Raw genomic sequence first — 17,863 nt, 5'->3', positions numbered from 1 at the left:
CATTAGGTGAAGAATATAATATCAGTTTAATGATAATAAATTAAAAGCAGAGAAAAAAGAGAGCAAAGAAAAATCTGCGCAGGCGGGCAAGCCTGTAAAATAATTTAATGGAATGTCGTTAACGTCACGGTGTCATGGGAAATAATTCTATGGCGCTGCATGATGGCTGATATGGTATACTGCTCATTATTTTTAAATCAGTGATGTTTATGAACTATCAATGCCCCCTTTGTTTTAAACCCCTTCAAAAAGTACAAAATAGCTTTCGTTGTGAAGCTAACCACCAGTTTGATTGTGCAAAAGAAGGTTATGTTAATTTATTACCTGTGCAACATAAACGTTCAAAAGACCCCGGTGATAGCGCAGAGATGATGCAGGCTCGTAGGCAGTTTCTTGATGAGGGGCATTATCACCTGATGCGTGACAAAGTTTCAGAAAAAATAGCCCAATTTATTCCGTCATCAAATATGAGTTTGCTAGATATTGGTTGTGGGGAAGGGTATTACACTGATTATTTTGCACAAGAACTGAAAAAGCAAGACGAGCAAGCCACGGTCTTTGGGTTAGATGTGTCTAAAGCGGCAATCCGTTACGCGGCTAAGCGTTATAAATCAGTACATTTTTGTGTGGGGACTAGCCACCGATTACCTTTTGCGGATACAAGTTTCGGTAGTATTGTCCGAATTTATGCACCATGCAAAGGGGAAGAATTAAGCCGTATCTTAATATCTAAGGGGACTCTAATTACCGTCACTCCAGCAGCAGAACATCTGCAAGAATTAAAAGCATTGATTTATGATGAAGTGAAATTGCATCCTGTTAAAGAAGAAAATCTACCTAATTTTGTTCTATTAGACGAAACACGGTTAAATTATAAAATGTCACTGGCAGGCAGCGAAGCTTATGAATTGCTAGCAATGACGCCATTTGCTTGGCGTGCGTCTGAAGAAGTTAAGCAAGGTTTATTATTATCTGATGCGAAGAATTATACTGCTGATTTCTTGATCCGGGTTTACCAATATCAGGGTGAGTAGAACGCTTAAAATTGCCCCCTAAGATAATTAGGGGGCAACAAAATTATGAAGCGTACATAAATAATTCAAGGTGCTCGAATAAGATATTAAACCCGATACCAATTAATACTAACCCGCCCACAATTTCGGCTTTTTTCCCTAATAATGGGCCGACATAACGGCCGATCATCATCCCAACAGTCGCCATTATCATCGTCATTAAGCCAATAGTCATTGCAGTATGAACGATGTCTACTTGTAAAAATGCTAAACCAAGACCGATTGCCATTGCATCAAGACTAGTGGCTATCGCTGAGAATATTAGGTTTGTTGAGCTATGACTTGACGGCTTTGAACAACATTCTTCATCTTTTGTTTTAATGCTCTGCCAAATCATACGAGCACCTAAAACAAATAATAAAGCAAATGCAATCCAATGATCCCAACGAATGACATATTGACTTGCAAGTATCCCAATACCCCAACCTATAATTGGGGTTATGGCTTCAATGAAGCCAAAAATAAATCCAGTGCGGAGAATTTCTCTGAAGCGAGGTTTATGCAAAACAGCACCTTTGCAAATGGCTACAGCAAAGGCATCCATGGATAGTGCAAGGGCTAAGATAAGGGTAGCGTAAAAGCTCATAACAAGAACCTCGGTTGGGTGTTTCCATATACACATAAATTACCCCCAACCAAAAGGCTTATTTATGTGTCTATGGTCTTGCCAACCGAATCTGGTGTCCACACCACGTTTGAAACCAAACGAGTATGTTGATACGGACTTTCTGGTATATATATAATACCAGAACAGGCTACTCCCCAATGACGTTGAAAGAAAGATACCACATTTTATTTTAAAGGCAACAATTAATTAATTGTGGATATTAAACGTTAGTGAGAATTATTATCAACTAGGATATTAAGAAAAAAAAGGTTAATTATAAATTTAATTAACCTTAGTTTTATTATGAATATATATAATGATTATTTATGATTAATTAAAAACTCACAAATTCTTTGTAAATCATCAAGATGAGATACTTTTATGTAAATTTTCTTTTGTTCTAACCCTATTATTAATATGCCATCTTCAGATAAATTCATTGTTTTTATTCTTTCGTATAAAATAAAAGTATTGGCAAAATAAAACCCAGTTTGTTTAAAAAATAGCTTAGGTGTTCTTATAAATGCCAAGTAAATAGACATGAATATAGTAACCAATAATAAGTAAGTGGTTAATAAATTACCATGGCGAACAATATTTGTGTAAATAACAATACATATTAATACAATAAAAATGATGGCATCAATACGATGTTTTCGTTTTAAGTTGATCTTTAATAACGTTTTGCCTTTCAGTAAATGCTGAATAAATTCGTCATAAATTGCATACACAAGCATGAGCAAAATGATAATAGCGAGAATGGCATCATTGAAAGTCATTGGAGCGCCCTTGGATAAGTAAACATGTGCAGAGCTTAAAATTAAAAAAGGGAGGCTGCAACCTCCCAATTCAAATAATTACAAGAGAATTATGGTGCTAAGAATTTCAGCCAAGCACCTAAGATACCAAGACCGAAGAAACCGATAATAATCCATAATGCATTAACTTTATGGCGTAAGAGCCACATACATCCGAAGGTTAATAACAATGGCACTAAACCAGGCATTAATTGGTCTAGGATCATCTGTACAGTCGTAATATCTTCTACACCTGTAGTTTGGTTTTTGATGCGCGAAACCTCAAGTGGAATATTGACGTGTGTCCACTTGTTTACTAAGGCCCCCATAACAAACAAACCAAGTATTGAAGCTCCCTCTGTTAATTTTTGTAGGAAGCCGCCCCCCATATCTTGAACAATATCGATCCCTTTCTTATAACCATATGAAATTCCATAGTATAAGGTGAGTAACCGTACTAGGTTGAATAAAAAGAAAAAGAGTAATGGGCCGAGTAAACTACCTGTCATCGCGATCCCAGCACCGAGTGCCGCAAAGACAGGGCGTACTGTTCCCCAGAAAATTGGGTCACCGACACCAGCAAGAGGCCCCATGAGACCGACCTTGATACCGTTGATTGCCCCGTCATCAATGTCTGCACCATTAGCGCGTTGTTCTTCCATTGCCATCGTCACGCCAAGGACCGGCGCTGCAACGTATGGGTGCGTATTGAAAAATTCTAAATGGCGTTTAATCGCTTGTTTACGGTCGTCATTATTTTCTGGATAAAGGCGGCGAATAACAGGGATCATTGAATAGCAGAAGCCGAGAGCTTGCATACGTTCAAAGTTCCAAGAGCCTTGGAATAAATTGGAACGCAAAAAAACACCGCGAATATCGCTCTGAGTCAGTTTTTTCTCTGTAGATTGAGTTGTGTCAACCATGATTGCGTTCCTCCTAGTCTAATTCATTATCAAGATTGTTGTTACTATTCCCTTGGCTCACAACAACTTGAGATTTGTTGTATTTAGGGCTGAGTTGGATGTAAAGTACGGCCATGACAACACCAATGACACCCAGAGCAACGAGGTTGAAATCTGTAAAGGCTGCAGTGACAAAGCCTAGGTAGAAGAACGGCATCAGATAGCCTGCACGCATCATATTAATGACCATTGCATAACCAACAACAACAATCATACCTCCAGCGATATTTAAGCCACTTGTGACAACTTCAGGGATTGAACTTAGCAGTTGCTGAACCTCGGATGTCCCTACAGAAACAGCAACAATAAGCGCAGGAATAGCAACGCGCATAGCTTGCAAGACCAGTGCTGAAACGTGAACTACGCTTAGATAAGTCAAGTTACCAGTCGTTGTAGCCCTATCAGCTGCGTGTTGGAACGCAACAGTAATGGTACGTACGATAATGGTTAATACTTGCCCAGCAGCTGCAAGAGGAATGGCTAATGCGATACCAGCACCAATGCTTTGCCCACCGGCGATGACCAAAATGGTTGAAATAATTGAGGCGAGTGCAGCATCAGGTGCGACCGCGGCACCGATATTCATCCACCCCAAAGCTATCATTTCCAAAGTACCACCGATGATGATACCTGTTTTCATGTCTCCCAAAACGATACCAATAAGCGTACAGGCAACGAGAGGGCGGTGAAACTGGAATTCATCGAGGATTGACCCCATCCCCGCGATACATGCAACGATGAAGACCAGTACTATTTGAACAACGGTAAGTTCCATTGTTTAATCTCCTGTAACCAACAAGTTTTAAAATCTGTTTGAGTAATGGATAAAGAACTAAAATAAAAAATTGTATTAAGCATTATTTTTTGAGCTTGCTAATTAAGTCCATCATGTAGACTTTGTTGTCAGATGAAACTTTTCTGACTTCAAGCTCAATATTTTTGTCATTCAAATAATTAAATGCATCGATGTCTTCTTGGTTGATTGAAACCGCATTGGTTACCATGGTTTTACCATCATGGTAAGCCATACCACCAATATTAACGGACTTGATTTCAACACCTTCTTCGACAATACGTTTAACGTCTGTTGGGTTAGTAAACAGCAACATAACACGCTCACCTGCATATTTCGGGTTGTTATAAACGCGAATGCATTTAGCGACATCAACAACATGAGCGGTTACCCCAGGTGGAGCGACTTGTTTGAGTAATGTTGAACGGACTTGGTCTTTTGCTACCTCATCACTGACAACAATAATTCGCTTAACTTGCGTTTCTTTGGTCCAGCGAGTTGCCACTTGGCCATGAATTAGACGGTCATCAATACGGGCAAGGGCTATTACCATATGTTCACCCGGACCAGCTTTGATTGGCGCTGGAACAGGAGTACTTGGTGCCGCTGCTGCGGGCGCTGTTTCAACTTCTTTGAACTTAAATGAACGAACGCCACCACGACCAGTTTCTAATGCTACAGTGATCAGTTCGCTCAAGGTGGGGTTATCATCACGACACATAAAGGTTTCAACTAGCATTGGAACATTTACGCCAGTGATGATGTCATAGTTTTCATGTTGATTAACGATACGACTTGCGGCATTAAATGGGCTACCTCCCCATGTATCAACTAAAAACAGTACGCCTTTTGAAGTATCTAAATCAGTTAGTTTTTGAGTGTATTTATCAAACAGGGTGTCTGCATTTTCCCCAGGGATAAAATCAATAAACGAAACATTGTCTTGTTCGCCTATTAACATCTCGGTTGTTCGAAGAAGCTGTTCTGCAGCGACTCCGTGTGTACCAATCATAATAGCTATACTCACTATTTTTCCCTCATAGATAGATAAAACGAAATATTATCTGTAGATAAAACGGATGCTAAAGTTAGACTCCTCTTTATCAATTTCCCCTGTATCATAATATTAGCTGAATAATTACAAATTACTCATGGTATCCATAAGCCAGCTACTTATCTTGTTAGTATCGAGTCCATATGTAGCATAACATTTTGTTTTAACCTAAAAACTTGTTTCGCGTCAGAAAAATAAGAATATACCTAAAATCACTTATTAATTTGCGATTATTATCTTTTTATTTGTTTTTTGTTGGGTTTTATTTTTATCAATTTTTAATTGAGTGGATTATTATTGTGTTACAGGTAACAAAAAATTAAGCAAAAATAGGCTGTCATTGATTTTTTGGTTAAAAAATGGGCGGGTTGGCGGGGGGGTTTGATTGTTGATAAATAATGTAAAGAAGCACTTTTAGCATAAAATAGCATAGCTTCCATTTTGATGCTGTTGATGAAATATATAATAAACAGTAAAAAACAAGGTTTTTTGTGGGGGAAATGATTAATTAAACTTGAAGGTTGTGGTGGGAAAAGACAGTGCTAACCAAATGAGCGCTTAATTGCAGATAAAAACGCCCTCAATGCTATCGACTTGATAATAGAATGAAGAGGGCGTTAACGTGTTTACCGTAGGTTAAAACTAATCACATTGCACCTTGATAGCTAAACCACCGCGGGAAGTTTCACGGTATTTGGCATTCATGTCCTTCCCTGTTTCGTACATAGTTTCAATCACTTTATCGAGAGAAACACGAGGTTCACTGGTTCTACGTAATGCCATTCTTGCTGCATTTATGGCTTTGACTGATGCGATTGCATTACGCTCAATGCAAGGCACTTGTACTTGCCCAGCAACAGGGTCACAGGTTAGTCCTAAGTTGTGTTCCATGCCAATTTCAGCGGCGATACAAACTTGCTCTGGGCTGCCTCCAAATAGCTCGGTAAGGCCTGCCGCAGCCATTGAACATGCGACACCGACCTCACCTTGACAGCCAACTTCAGCTCCTGAAATTGATGCGTTCATTTTATATAAAATGCCAATTGCGCCTGAAGCTAAGAAATAGCGCATATACAGCTCAGGGGTAACAGGCTCAATACAATGATTGTAATAAGCTAATACGGCGGGGACGATACCACATGCTCCATTGGTAGGGGCAGTGACAACGCGGCCTCCTGCGGCATTTTCCTCATTAACGGCTAAGGCATACATATTGATAAGGTCGATAACATTCATCGGGTCATTTGAAAGTTTACTTGATGATGTGACCAGTCGATTTAGTGCCGGTGCTCGACGAGGAACGCGTAGCGGGCCCGGTAAGACGCCTTCAGTATTTAAGCCACGCTCAATACAAGCTTGCATCGTGTGCCACACATCAGCGAAGTATTCTTCAATTTCTTGTTTAGTATGGAGATCTAGCTCATTTTTCATCATTAAACTAGAAATAGAAAGACCTGATTTTTTGCAATTCAATAATAATTCGTCAGCAGAATTGTATGGATACGACACAGGTTTGCTATCAAGGATGGATTGACCAAAATGTTCTTCATCGACGATAAAACCACCGCCGATAGAATAATAAGTTTTGGTATAAATTTCTTTATCACCATTAAATGCATGAATTGTCATGCCATTCTCATGTAAAGGCAGGTTATCTTGACGAAAATTCATGCCGCCTTCATTTGGAAAGTCAACAACCTGAGTTCCATTAGCTAGCGGGAGTTTCTCTGACTCTTCCACATTTTTGATAAAAGTTGGAATAGATTCAATGTCAACGGTGGCAGGCATATTACCTGCTAGCCCCATAATAATGGCGATATCAGTATGGTGCCCTTTTCCAGTAAGCGATAATGACCCGTAAACATCCACAGAAATACGAGTAACGTTAGGCAATATGCCTTTGCTTACCAAATCATCGACAAATTCTTTCCCAGCTTTCATCGGACCGACGGTATGAGAGCTTGAAGGGCCAATGCCCACTTTAAACATGTCGAAAACGCTTATCACGCAGGACTCCTTAAAAAAAAGATGAAAATATAGTGCTTTATTTTAAAAGGCGCTACTTTACTGTTATTTAGTAGTGTTAACCAGTAAGTTTAAAGTATTTTTTGAAATAAGGTAGTTGAGGAGTGTGAATTGAAGGTAAATAGCACAAAATGTCTGTGAATTGTCTAAAAAATAGCCAGTATAAAGATGGATATTTTGTAAGATCTGACGCTATATAACGGCTATCTAAAAATATCACACTGTAATAAAGGCGCTATATGGTGAATAGTTATGAAAGGCTCAATCTAGTTGTAAAGCTAATTGGTGGATTATTGAGGCAGTCAAACCCCAAACTAACCGCCCGTTATACCAGTAAAAAAAGATGCGACTGTGCCGCCCTGAACGCTTTATATCCACGAATTTATGGCGTTGAAGTGAAAGTGCATCAAACAATGGAACTTCAAAGATAGAAGCCACTTCGCTGGGGTTCGCTTGATATCGAATATTATTAGGTAAAAGCCCAACTATAGGGGTGACCTCGTAGCCACCATAACTTTGGAGTGGGGCGAGTTGGCCAAGTACTTTAACTTTTTCCGGAGGGATCGCCACTTCTTCGTAAGCTTCACGTAAGGCGGTGTTGATGGGTGAGCCATCCTCGGGGTCACTTGCCCCCCCAGGAAAAGCCACTTCTCCTGCATGAGAACGTAAGAAAGGGGAGCGTTGCGTAAGAAGTAACGTTGGGTGCGGTTTATTGATTATTGGCAAAAGAACCGCAGCCGATTTACCCGCCTTGAATACAGGCTGGCGGGTTGTCGGCAAAGTAAACTGAAAACGATTGATAAAGTTATTCAGTTCAGTCATCTTTATTTAGTGCTCCTAATACAGGTAAAATCAGGCTTAATTTATCAAATGTCTCTTGATATTCTCTGTCAGCTTGGCTATCAGCAACAATACCACCACCAGCCCAACAGTAAATTTGTTTTTTATAGGTCAATAAAGTACGAATAGTAATATTGCTATCCATATTTCCACAAAAGCTAATATAGCCTATTGCACCACAATATCCATGTCGACGATGCGGTTCTAATTCTTCAATGATTTCCATTGCTCGTATTTTAGGTGCTCCGGTGATTGACCCTCCAGGGAAACACGCTCTTAATAAGTCAGCAGCACAATACTGTGCATCTAATTTTGCGCAGACCGTACTAACCAAATGGTGTACAGCAGGAAATGACTCCACTGCAAATAACTCAGGGACATTCACTGACCCTGGCTGGGCAACTCGGCCAATATCATTACGTAATAAATCGACAATCATGACGTTTTCTGCACGGTCTTTGGTTGAGTTTGCTAATTTTTCTACTTGAGCAAGGTCATCCTGTTCATTTTCTAGACGGGGAAGTGTTCCTTTAATTGGGCGTGTCTGAATATCGCCATCCTGTAAAAAAATAAACCGCTCAGGGGACATGCTAATGACTGCGTTTTCAGGTAAACGAATAAAGGAAGAGAAAGGGGCTTCATTACTTTCTAACAGAGCTAGAAATGCATTCCATTCGTCCCCTTTATACTTAGCTTTAAATCTTTGAGCTAAATTGATTTGATAGCAATCACCATTACGTAAATATTCATGAATATGCGCGATGTTTTGGTGATATGTCTCTTCTGACATGTTTGATTGCCAAGGGGACGTTAATTGGAATTTATTCTTACGTGGTTTTTTTTGTGCCTGTAACCAAGCTAACCTAGCTTCAATATCATCATAACTAATTAATGTAGTTGTTTTAGTGTGATGATCAATAATGAGTGCCCATAAATAGATCCCGATGGCCATATCAGGAAATTGTAATTCTGTTTTGGCGAGGTTAGGGAGTTTTTCAATGCGACGACCTAAATCGTAGCTCCAAAGGCCCAATGCACCACCATTAAAGGGTAAATCTATGCATTCATTATTGTTCGACCTGTATTTATTGAGCAATTGTTTTAGCAAATCAAAGGGGTCTGAACCCGAAGTCGTTGAAGGTTGACCTTGCTCTGTGATGGTTGTTTCGCTGTGGTAGGTAGTCAGTGTCGCAATAGGGTCAGCGACAATAATATCAAATCGATTATGTGAATGTTTTGCATTTCCTGAATGTAATAACATTGCCCATGGCAGATGTGCAATAGGCGCAAAATAGTCGATTGCCGCAGTTGGGCGATAAGGTAACTGTTTTTTATTGATAGTCATGTCGATAAATATAATATTCCGCAACAAGTGGATTTGAACAGGTTAACATATATTCTTATCTTAATAATCGAAGAGATGTTAAAATCTTAATTATTGATTTTAGTATTTTACTTATGAGGTTTAAACCATGCTTTCTGGAATACCAGCACTTAATCATGAAGAGCAACAAGAAGCGGTTGAAAGAATTCATCAGTTGATGGCGCAAGGGATGAGTAGTGGAGAGGCCATTGCAATAGTGGCTCAAGAAATTAGGGAAAGCCACCAAGGTAAAGAGCAAATTCACGTATTATTCGATGATGAAAATTAATAATTAGTAAACATACTATTAACATTTATGCGCAGACCTGATAGATTAATATTAGTTAAGTCATTTTATTCATTGATACTAGTTAGAAAATGACCAGTAAGTAACTGGTAAATTTAACATATTCTAATAGGCTTAAATGGGCAGCTAAACTAATCAAAAATCTTTACCTTATATGGGTATCGGAGGGTGCTATGGAAGCAAATCATAAAATTGCTGTTGTTCTGGGGACATGTGCATTGGTTTTTAGTTCGTTTGCTTTAAGCGCAAACGATGAAGAAGGTAAAGCGGAACCCTTTGTCAGTTGTGGTACATTAACTGAACCACAGATTGCGGCTCAGGTTAAAAGTGATTTTATGCATAATCGGTTACCGCGTTGGGCAGAAGAGAAGGCCACGTTAGGTAAAAAGGCAGTTGCATGGGTCAATGATAGTGAAGTGACTAAAACTGAAACTGGCTATACTGTTCCATTGGTGGTGAGAGGGGCAAAATCTGACCTACGTTATTCTGTTTCGGTCGATTGCCAAAATAATACGGTTACCTATAACGCAACTAAATAGGCAGTTAATATTAGTTAACAAAGAAAAGACCCATTTTCTTTCGTATTAATGTAACTAAAGGGGAGCCGAAAAAGGCTCCCTTTTTTAGTGTATGGATAATAAATTTACTTCGTGACCAAATAAAAATATTGGGTAGTAAACCGAGTAATCAATTTAGCGATTTCTGGGTTCATAAGGCATACGCGCAAAATTTTGTGAAAGTTGGCGGTAATAAACCAACCTTTCTCTGAAATACTCCCTTAGGTGCTCGGGCTGTTCCCGTTCGACGGCTTCGGCGATGACGGCGACGTTATAGCGTTCTTTGAATGCAACACCGGAGGCTAAAAGGTCAACGTTGATCTTATCCATTTCATCTTTAGGTAATAAAGCAAGGTTGTAGTTCATTTTGGTTCTCAAAAGTTAATTCTCACTGATTTATTATAATGGGTTAATGAGAAAAAATCTCAATAGAATATTAAAAAATGATGTCGGAAAAATAAAGACGAATGATTGTTATCGTGATAATTAAAATATAAGCCAAGAAAAGATAATGAGATTGATTATTATTGTTTTTAACAAAAGTTATTAATAATCAGTAAATTGGATTTTTTTGTTTTAAGATTGTTTTAGGGTTTTAATTATTGTAATACTGTGCATAATATAAGAATGAACGATTAACTGATAAGGTATAAATATGTTAACTACAGACATGGTCAATAAACTAAATGAGCAATTAAATCTTGAATTTTATTCTGCTAATCTTTATTTGCAAATGAGTGCTTGGTGTAGCGATAAAGGCTACGAAGGTGCAGCTGCATTTCTAAAGTCGCACTCACAAGAAGAAATGGAGCACATGCAGCGTTTATTTGATTACCTTAGCGATACAGGTGCATTACCTTTATTAGGGCAAATTGCAGCGCCTCCTGTTGCTTTCAAATCGATTGCAGATGTTTTCACCCAAACATATGAGCACGAACAATTAATCACACGCGAAATTAACAAACTGGCTCATTTAGCCATGACAACCCAAGACTATTCAACATTTAACTTCTTACAATGGTATGTTGCTGAGCAACACGAAGAAGAAAAACTATTTAAATCAGTATTGGATAAACTTGATATGGTTGGTGAATCTGGCAAGGCGTTATTCTTGTTAGATAAAGACTTAAAAAGCTTATCTGCAGCAACACATATCTAATTTGAAGCACTATCGGTATTTATTAAGTTAATATATCTATTGAAGTATAAAGACCTTATCAGGCTTGTGGCTATGAAAGTTTATTTCAATGACCACAAGCCTTTTTCTTTTCATTTTGTGTGAAAACTCACAGGATAGAGGGTCAAAACCTATTTTTAAGCGGTAAAACTGGTTTTTTTCCGTATAATGATTGGTAATAATTCTAAATTCACCTGCAAATTAAGGGGTTACTATGCCAATCCACCATATTAAATCTTCATGGCGTAAACTTAGCGCTATTGCCGTTTTGTTTTTAGGTATGTCCTTCCAACAAGCTTTTGCTCATGCTCATCTTAAAGACCAACTACCAGCTGAAGGTGCCGCGGTAGAGCAAGCACCTGAATCAATTACATTAAGCTTTTCTGAGGGGATTGAAGTTAATTTCACTAAAGTCAATATTGTTGGCCCTGAAAAAAATATTGTCAAAACAGGCAAGGCAGCATTAGACCCAAGTAATGACACTAAAGTTATTGTTCCTGTTGAGGATAAACTCGTTGCCGGTAAGTATGATGTTAATTGGAGTGTGGTCTCTGTGGATGGGCACAAAACAAAAGGGACTTATAGCTTTACAGTGAAATGATATGTCACTAGAAGCTTTTTATACGTTAATTCGTTTTATCCATTTTATCGCTGCAATATTGATGTGTGGTATGTCAATATTTGCAGTGCTTCTCAGTCGTGGGAAGTTTCGCTATTTATTAGTCCGTTACCTTAATAAAGGTATCTTCTTTTGCGCTATTATCACTTCATTAACAACCTTTGGTTGGTTGCTTGCTCAAGCTGGTTTGATGGGGGATGGTTGGGAAGATAGTATCGATTGGGCTATATGGCAGGGGGTGTTTGGCACGTCATTTGGTCAAATATGGCGCTGGCAACTGCTGTTTGCTGTTATCCTCTTGCTGGTTTTATGTATAAAATCCATAAAGCTACGTCTAAACCTAGTATTACTTCTTTCTATTGTCCTGCTTGGTCTCCATGCATTTATTGGGCATGCAGCCATGACCGATGGCGTTATTGGGGCTTTTTATCGTATTAATCAGTTCATTCATCTCATTAGTGCAGCCTATTGGTTTGGTGGTTTATGGCCATTCTTAATTTGTATTCAGTTTTTACGTCATAAACAAGAGCTGGTGCAGGGGATGGATAAACAAATAATCAGTACTATGCGGTTGTTTTCAAAAATTGGGCATGTTGCAGTTGTGCTTGTCATCTTAACCGGGGTTATTAGTGCAATAACGATTTTGCCAGAATGGCCTTTGGCATTTTCGGGCTCTGAGTACCAATCATTGCTTTGGTTTAAAATTATTTTAGTTCTAGGAATGGTAATGTTAGCTTTGATTAATCGCTACTATATCGTTCCAGGCCTAAAACACAGAGGGCGTTTGAACTATTTGATCATTAATAGTTGGGTTGAATTGTTATTGGGTACTATGGCAATTCTAGCCGTTGCTATTTTTGCTACTTATCAACCGATATAGCCAAATGTTCGTATTTATTTGATAATACAGTGAAGATATTTTTAATATTTAACAAGGTCATTTTAATGAAATATAAACTCATTATTTGCTCATTATTACTTGTTGGAACAATGAGTGCAGCATACTCCGCACCATTGGCAACAGTCAGTAAAAAACAATTTGGTCAGGACTGGCCGTTTATTCGTGAGGAGGTGATGCTTGAGTGCCGTAACAATGGTGCATTGGTCGTCATTAACCCTGCAACATTGATGCAATATCCATTAAATGAGATAGCGACGGAATTAATGGAGAAAAAAGAGATTAAGGCTCAGCCGATTGATGTTTTATTAGCACCTATTGAAACAACTAAAAGTGTTAAAGAAAGAATACAGCCATTAAAAGAGGCCGCTGAAAAATTATGCCCCAGTAAGTAAGGTTATTGGAAATAGGGCTGGTTACGCAGAGGGAATGGTGTTTTCTATTATTTGTTTATATAAATCAGCACGATACAACATTGAAAGGTTTTGTTGATTACTGGTATAGGTATAACCTATTGAACAAATAGTTCAATATTAGAAAATCAAACAATAAATTGTGTTAATAATATGTGAAATAATTGATAATAAATGTGGTAAGAACGTGAGTTGAAAGCTAGTATTAGGGTGTACTTTGTTACGTCTCAATGGCAATTTTAGCGCACGGCTCTGCCAGAGCCATTTCCCAAGGCCCGGTAATCGGAATCTACCAGGCCTCTTTTTTTGCCTATCGGTTTGTTTGTTAACACACTAGTAATCACCTTTCTATTTGTTCTTACCCATTTATATACCCGAGCTAATAGGCTGTATAACATGATTAACCTACTATGCTAATTTCATGACCCAATGATGATTTTCTTTATCATAGTGATGACGATAGAGTAAAACAGGTTTTTCATCTAAGGTGGCAGGGATGCTGGTATGTTCGTCCCAACCATCTAATTGCATACAGAAATCGGTATCAGAATCACAAGGGATACTTACCGTATCACTTTTATGTGAAGCCATAACCGCATCATTAATTTCATAGGAAGATATTTTCAATTTCACAAAACACATAATAGCACCTCATTTATCGACGTTATCTATATATACTAAGCTCAACAGAATTAATCATAGTATAAATGGAATTGATTTCCAAAATAAATTTTCACCGATAAGCAAGAGAGGGTGCATTATGTTACTTATATGCACCCTTGTAGTGTTTATTTTTTAGGTATTGATGTACCCCAGTTTAAGTAATCACTAGGGGCTTCTAATTTTAGAATGAAATGCTGTTCCGGCTTGGCTTTCGGCGCTAAAGGCACTGTTGGCGGGGTGGCGAGAGTGATACCACCTCGGACAAACTGCTTGAATGTACCGCTTTTCATAACTCCACCAGCCAAACCAAAGGAGAAATTAAAGCCGGATGATTGCCAAAATTCAGTGTTATCACGTACTAAATATTGATACTCCTTGCCAATACGTGTGGCAACATAAACGCGGTCGGAAAGCTCTCCCAAATATAAGCCTGTCACCACACCAACTTCCAGCCCTCTAAATAAAATCGGCGTACCCACCTGAACAGAACCAACATCAGTGGCATCAAGGTAAATGGTTAAACCATCTAAATAACGAGAGTCAGTTATATTGGCAGCTTGTAGTTCAAATTGATAACGGTTTTTATTACTACGTCCAGGCTCTGCACTAATATAAGGTTGTAATATACTGTCAAGGTTATTTAAGCCCGCGGGTGATAACTCAGGGGTTACAACAGCAAAGCGGCTCCCTAGTTTTGTGAATGTGCTGACATACTCTGGATAGAGAATAGCCCTCGCTTGCACCTCTCTTTTATCAGAGGACAGTTTTAACGACTCTATCTGACCAATGTTTATGCCTAAATAACGGATAGGCATGCCTTCAGAAAGTTTGGAGGCATCAAATGTTGTTAAGGTAACTACACTACCAATAGCCTTAGCAGATGTTTCATTAGGGTAAAGCATGTGTTGGCGTGCAGTATTCGCTGTGCCATTACCTATGTTGTCAAAGCTTATTGCTCCACTGATCGCACGGCTCAATGGGGCAGCTTGGACTGTTAAACCATTACTATTTAACTGAACTTTTGCTCCACCTTCAGCCCAAAAAACACTGTTATCAGTCAGTAAATGCCGATATTCACTTGAAATATATACATCAATGGAAAAACCGGATGTAGTGGGTTTAATGGTGGTAATTTTGCCTACTGCAAATTGACGATAAAGTACAACCGACCCGGCTTGTATATCTGGTAATGTCGCTGTATTAAGAGTAATTGTAGTTGGTGGAGATGACCCTAAAATACCGGCTTTCGCATTGTCATCACTGCGGTATAAAGGGAATTTCTCTGGTAATTTCCCTTGGCTTTGCCCCGCAATTAAGTGTATGCCTCCATCTAACCATTCTTGCGGTGTCGCGCCTTGGAACTGTAGTCCACCAAGCCCCAATTGGACATCAACACGGCTATTGGCGACAAATTTACTGTCTTCACGAATGAGGTGCTTAAACTCATCATATATGGCTATTTTAAAATTGACATTATCGGCGGATAGGTGACGTTGTAACACTTCACCGATTTGAATACCTTTATAAACAACAGGTTGCCCTTTGCTTACGCCATAGGTGTCATTGGCCCATAAGGCAAGAGTTAAAGGGGATTTACCTTCTTGTTCAGCAGCTTTGACAACGGCACGGCTAGATTGTAACACAAAACGTTGGCCTTCTTCCGCTTGGGGGCTGCCTTGCGGTGAGTCAAAAGTAATAGCGCCATTTATGACAGCAGAAAGGCTTTCCATTTTGATATTAGCACCGGATTTAAGGTCAAAACTACCTTGTAAGCCAGATACATTCCAAAATTGGCTGTCTTTACGAACGAGTTTGGCATAGTGTTTTTTGACCACCGCAGATATAGATACCCCTTGGTTATCCGGTAAAATGGTATAATCCGAGATATAACCCACGGGGACTTTTCGGTAATAAATGGGTGAGTTTTCGTTTAATGAACCTAAATCAGGTGCGGTTAAGTGGATTAGAAGTTCACCTTCGTCAATATTTAGTTGTGGTGGCGTGTCTTGTGCCACAAACGAGAATTGCTCTGTCCCAGTGCTTGGCAGCATTCCAATATAGTTACCGCCAACCAATGCATCAAGGCCGGAAACGCCCGCCAATGAGGCTTTAGGTGTAACTAACCAAAATTTTGTGCCTGAAGTTAACGCAGAGCGCATGTCTTTGTTAACACTGGCAGTAACAATAATGGATTTCATATTTTTGCTAATAGCAATTGATTGAACTAATCCAACCTCAACGCCTTGGTAGCGAATAGGTGTTCGATTTGCGACGACACCTGGGGCAGAAGAGAACTCAATCGTAATATCAGTTCCACGCTCAACCCAATGTTGGAAAAGAAGCCAACCAGCTATAAAAATCGCTACCAGCGGTAATAACCAGAAAGGGGAGATACGCCCTCGTTTGCGTAGTGTGGCTTCTGTAGCTTCTTCAGAAGGCTCATTTTGCAGGTTTTGATTTTCCATATGAATCCCATATTAAGCGGCTATCTAACCATTCAACAGCCATGATTGTTAGAATAACTGCTGTACCAAAGTAAAATGCGGCAGGGCCCATAGTAAAAGACATTAATTGATCACGGTTAACTAATGTCATCATTAAGGCAATGACGAATAAATCTAACATTGACCAGCGGCCTATCCATGAAACAAATTTTAGTAGTTTCATACGAAGAACAGGGTCGGTATTGCTTTTTAACTGTATAGAAAATAGTAATAATATCATGATGATAATCTTGATGAAGGGCACTAATATGCTGGCAATGAAGACAATAATGGCAATAGGCCAGTTACCCGAGTCAATTAAGGCTACAACACCAGAATAAATTGTGTCCTCCAAACGCTGCCCATTCAGATAAAAAACTGAAATGGGTAGCAGGTTAGCGGGAAACAATAACACCATGGCGGCAATTAGCGCAGCCCATGTTTTTTGTAAACTATAGGGGTTGCGAGATTGTAATGGCCGATGACAGCGCTGACACTTCCCTTGGGCGTTAGAAGGCCCTGTAAAGTGGCAAGCGGTGCAGGCCAACGCATGTGGTTGTTCCCCTTGGTCATCAATAGGGTAAAACCGACGCCATAGTTCGTCTAAATTCATGTGGATGAGGATCAATAAACTTAAAATAGCCATCGTGATAAAAGCAACTAAACCATTACCGATAAACACGCTGGCGTAATCTTGCATTTTAATTGCCGCTATACCGAGAGCGATTAAGTAAACATCTAACATAACCCATTCTTTGATGTGTTTCAGAACCAGTAAAATAGGGCGAAGGTTTAAATTTATTCGCTGACCAATAAGTAACATTAAAATTAATATTGGCAATAATAGTGGAGCAGCTATCGCACAAAAAGCCACAATACTTGCTGTGAGCGGGTCACCTTGATGATTAATTAAGCGAACACCTTCTATTACATTGGCATTAATTTGACTTCCCAGCAGATGAATAGAAATTAGTGGTTGTAAAAAAGCGATCGGTGCTAGCATCAATAATGTGATAGACAATATGGATAACCGCTTGATTGACCATGACCGGCCATCATTGAGTTGACTAGAACAACGAGGGCAAATAACGACTTGTCGTAAGCTAAATCGCGGAGCGAGGATTTTTTGGTTGCAATGGCTACAACGCTGTAAAATCAAGTCAGTGTGGTTAATGTTGTTCATATTTACTCATTTTAGGGTTTCACTTAGATGTAATCTAGTGTAAAAAAAT

Annotated in this window: 19 protein-coding genes and 1 riboswitch; of the genes, 7 read left to right on the top strand and 12 right to left on the bottom strand. The window is 39.1% G+C overall.

Features of this window, described 5'->3' with window-relative positions:
• Positions 1 to 209 precede the first annotated feature (209 nt).
• Positions 210 to 1,034: a 23S rRNA (guanine(745)-N(1))-methyltransferase gene (gene rlmA / locus P3L56_RS11180; protein ID WP_210832006.1), complete on the top strand. Its 825-nt coding sequence runs from the start codon at positions 210 to 212 to the stop codon at positions 1,032 to 1,034.
• A gap of 43 nt (positions 1,035 to 1,077) precedes the next feature.
• Here rlmA and mntP read toward each other — a convergent pair whose 3' ends face one another.
• The 8 genes from mntP to pabB form a co-directional block, all read right to left on the bottom strand.
• Positions 1,078 to 1,659 (bottom strand): manganese efflux pump MntP, encoded by a 582-nt coding sequence (gene mntP, locus P3L56_RS11175; RefSeq protein ID WP_129466346.1) that lies wholly within the window; start codon positions 1,657 to 1,659, stop codon positions 1,078 to 1,080.
• A gap of 48 nt (positions 1,660 to 1,707) precedes the next feature.
• A riboswitch (yybP-ykoY riboswitch) is annotated at positions 1,708 to 1,849 on the bottom strand.
• A gap of 151 nt (positions 1,850 to 2,000) precedes the next feature.
• Positions 2,001 to 2,459, bottom strand: a complete 459-nt coding sequence (locus P3L56_RS11170) for a DUF986 family protein (RefSeq protein ID WP_272686224.1) — start codon at positions 2,457 to 2,459, stop codon at positions 2,001 to 2,003.
• Between the two features lie 89 nt (positions 2,460 to 2,548).
• Positions 2,549 to 3,400 (bottom strand): PTS mannose transporter subunit IID, encoded by an 852-nt coding sequence (locus P3L56_RS11165; RefSeq protein WP_042843581.1) that lies wholly within the window; start codon positions 3,398 to 3,400, stop codon positions 2,549 to 2,551.
• Positions 3,401 to 3,413: 13 nt separating this feature from the next.
• Positions 3,414 to 4,214, bottom strand: a complete 801-nt coding sequence (locus P3L56_RS11160) for a PTS mannose/fructose/sorbose transporter subunit IIC (protein ID WP_042843583.1) — start codon at positions 4,212 to 4,214, stop codon at positions 3,414 to 3,416.
• Positions 4,215 to 4,296: 82 nt separating this feature from the next.
• Positions 4,297 to 5,259 (bottom strand): PTS mannose transporter subunit IIAB, encoded by a 963-nt coding sequence (gene manX / locus P3L56_RS11155; RefSeq protein ID WP_210831864.1) that lies wholly within the window; start codon positions 5,257 to 5,259, stop codon positions 4,297 to 4,299.
• Positions 5,260 to 5,928: 669 nt separating this feature from the next.
• Positions 5,929 to 7,293, bottom strand: coding sequence for an L-serine ammonia-lyase (locus tag P3L56_RS11150; RefSeq protein ID WP_131680768.1), 1,365 nt, complete (start codon positions 7,291 to 7,293; stop codon positions 5,929 to 5,931).
• A 279-nt stretch (positions 7,294 to 7,572) separates the two neighbouring features.
• Positions 7,573 to 8,133, bottom strand: coding sequence for a CoA pyrophosphatase (locus P3L56_RS11145; RefSeq protein ID WP_042843585.1), 561 nt, complete (start codon positions 8,131 to 8,133; stop codon positions 7,573 to 7,575).
• The gene (gene pabB / locus P3L56_RS11140; RefSeq protein ID WP_042843586.1) at positions 8,126 to 9,496 is read right to left on the bottom strand and encodes an aminodeoxychorismate synthase component 1; all 1,371 of its coding nucleotides are present in this window, start codon (positions 9,494 to 9,496) and stop codon (positions 8,126 to 8,128) included. Before pabB ends, P3L56_RS11145 begins: the two co-directional genes overlap by 8 nt.
• Before the next feature lie 127 nt (positions 9,497 to 9,623).
• Here pabB and P3L56_RS11135 point away from each other — a divergent pair, with 127 nt between their 5' ends.
• Both P3L56_RS11135 and yebF read left to right on the top strand, forming a co-directional pair.
• The gene (locus tag P3L56_RS11135) at positions 9,624 to 9,803 is read left to right on the top strand and encodes a YoaH family protein (RefSeq protein WP_042843587.1); all 180 of its coding nucleotides are present in this window, start codon (positions 9,624 to 9,626) and stop codon (positions 9,801 to 9,803) included.
• Between the two features lie 191 nt (positions 9,804 to 9,994).
• A complete protein-coding gene (gene yebF, locus P3L56_RS11130; RefSeq protein ID WP_048607312.1) occupies positions 9,995 to 10,360 on the top strand; it encodes a protein YebF in 366 nt (121 codons plus the stop codon).
• A gap of 153 nt (positions 10,361 to 10,513) precedes the next feature.
• Here the strand turns inward: yebF and P3L56_RS11125 are convergent, their stop codons facing one another.
• A complete protein-coding gene (locus tag P3L56_RS11125) occupies positions 10,514 to 10,744 on the bottom strand; it encodes a DNA polymerase III subunit theta (protein WP_042843589.1) in 231 nt (76 codons plus the stop codon).
• 289 nt (positions 10,745 to 11,033) lie between these two features.
• Between P3L56_RS11125 and ftnA the strand changes: the two genes are divergently transcribed.
• From ftnA to P3L56_RS11105, 4 genes are all read left to right on the top strand, one after another.
• Positions 11,034 to 11,537, top strand: coding sequence for a non-heme ferritin (ftnA, locus tag P3L56_RS11120; protein ID WP_042843590.1), 504 nt, complete (start codon positions 11,034 to 11,036; stop codon positions 11,535 to 11,537).
• Between the two features lie 232 nt (positions 11,538 to 11,769).
• Positions 11,770 to 12,156, top strand: a complete 387-nt coding sequence (gene copC / locus P3L56_RS11115) for a copper homeostasis periplasmic binding protein CopC (protein WP_131680769.1) — start codon at positions 11,770 to 11,772, stop codon at positions 12,154 to 12,156.
• Position 12,157: 1 nt separating this feature from the next.
• Complete coding sequence (gene copD, locus P3L56_RS11110) at positions 12,158 to 13,054, top strand: copper homeostasis membrane protein CopD (RefSeq protein ID WP_210831820.1); 897 nt, start codon at positions 12,158 to 12,160, stop codon at positions 13,052 to 13,054.
• 65 nt (positions 13,055 to 13,119) lie between these two features.
• Positions 13,120 to 13,467 (top strand): YebY family protein, encoded by a 348-nt coding sequence (locus P3L56_RS11105; protein WP_042843595.1) that lies wholly within the window; start codon positions 13,120 to 13,122, stop codon positions 13,465 to 13,467.
• A 426-nt stretch (positions 13,468 to 13,893) separates the two neighbouring features.
• Here P3L56_RS11105 and P3L56_RS11100 read toward each other — a convergent pair whose 3' ends face one another.
• The 3 genes from P3L56_RS11100 to yebS form a co-directional block, all read right to left on the bottom strand.
• Entirely contained in the window at positions 13,894 to 14,127 is a 234-nt protein-coding gene (locus tag P3L56_RS11100; protein ID WP_042843596.1) for a DUF1480 family protein, read from the bottom strand.
• 146 nt (positions 14,128 to 14,273) lie between these two features.
• Positions 14,274 to 16,613, bottom strand: a complete 2,340-nt coding sequence (locus P3L56_RS11095) for a PqiB family protein (protein ID WP_129465967.1) — start codon at positions 16,611 to 16,613, stop codon at positions 14,274 to 14,276.
• A complete protein-coding gene (gene yebS / locus P3L56_RS11090) occupies positions 16,588 to 17,814 on the bottom strand; it encodes a membrane integrity lipid transport subunit YebS (protein WP_042843598.1) in 1,227 nt (408 codons plus the stop codon). The genes P3L56_RS11095 and yebS overlap by 26 nt, the downstream gene beginning before the upstream one ends.
• Positions 17,815 to 17,863 lie beyond the last annotated feature (49 nt).

It is taken from the genome of Providencia sp. PROV024, from assembly GCF_032709665.1.
Taxonomy (GTDB): domain Bacteria; phylum Pseudomonadota; class Gammaproteobacteria; order Enterobacterales; family Enterobacteriaceae; genus Providencia; species Providencia huashanensis.
This window is presented reverse-complemented; position numbering and strand designations above follow the sequence as displayed.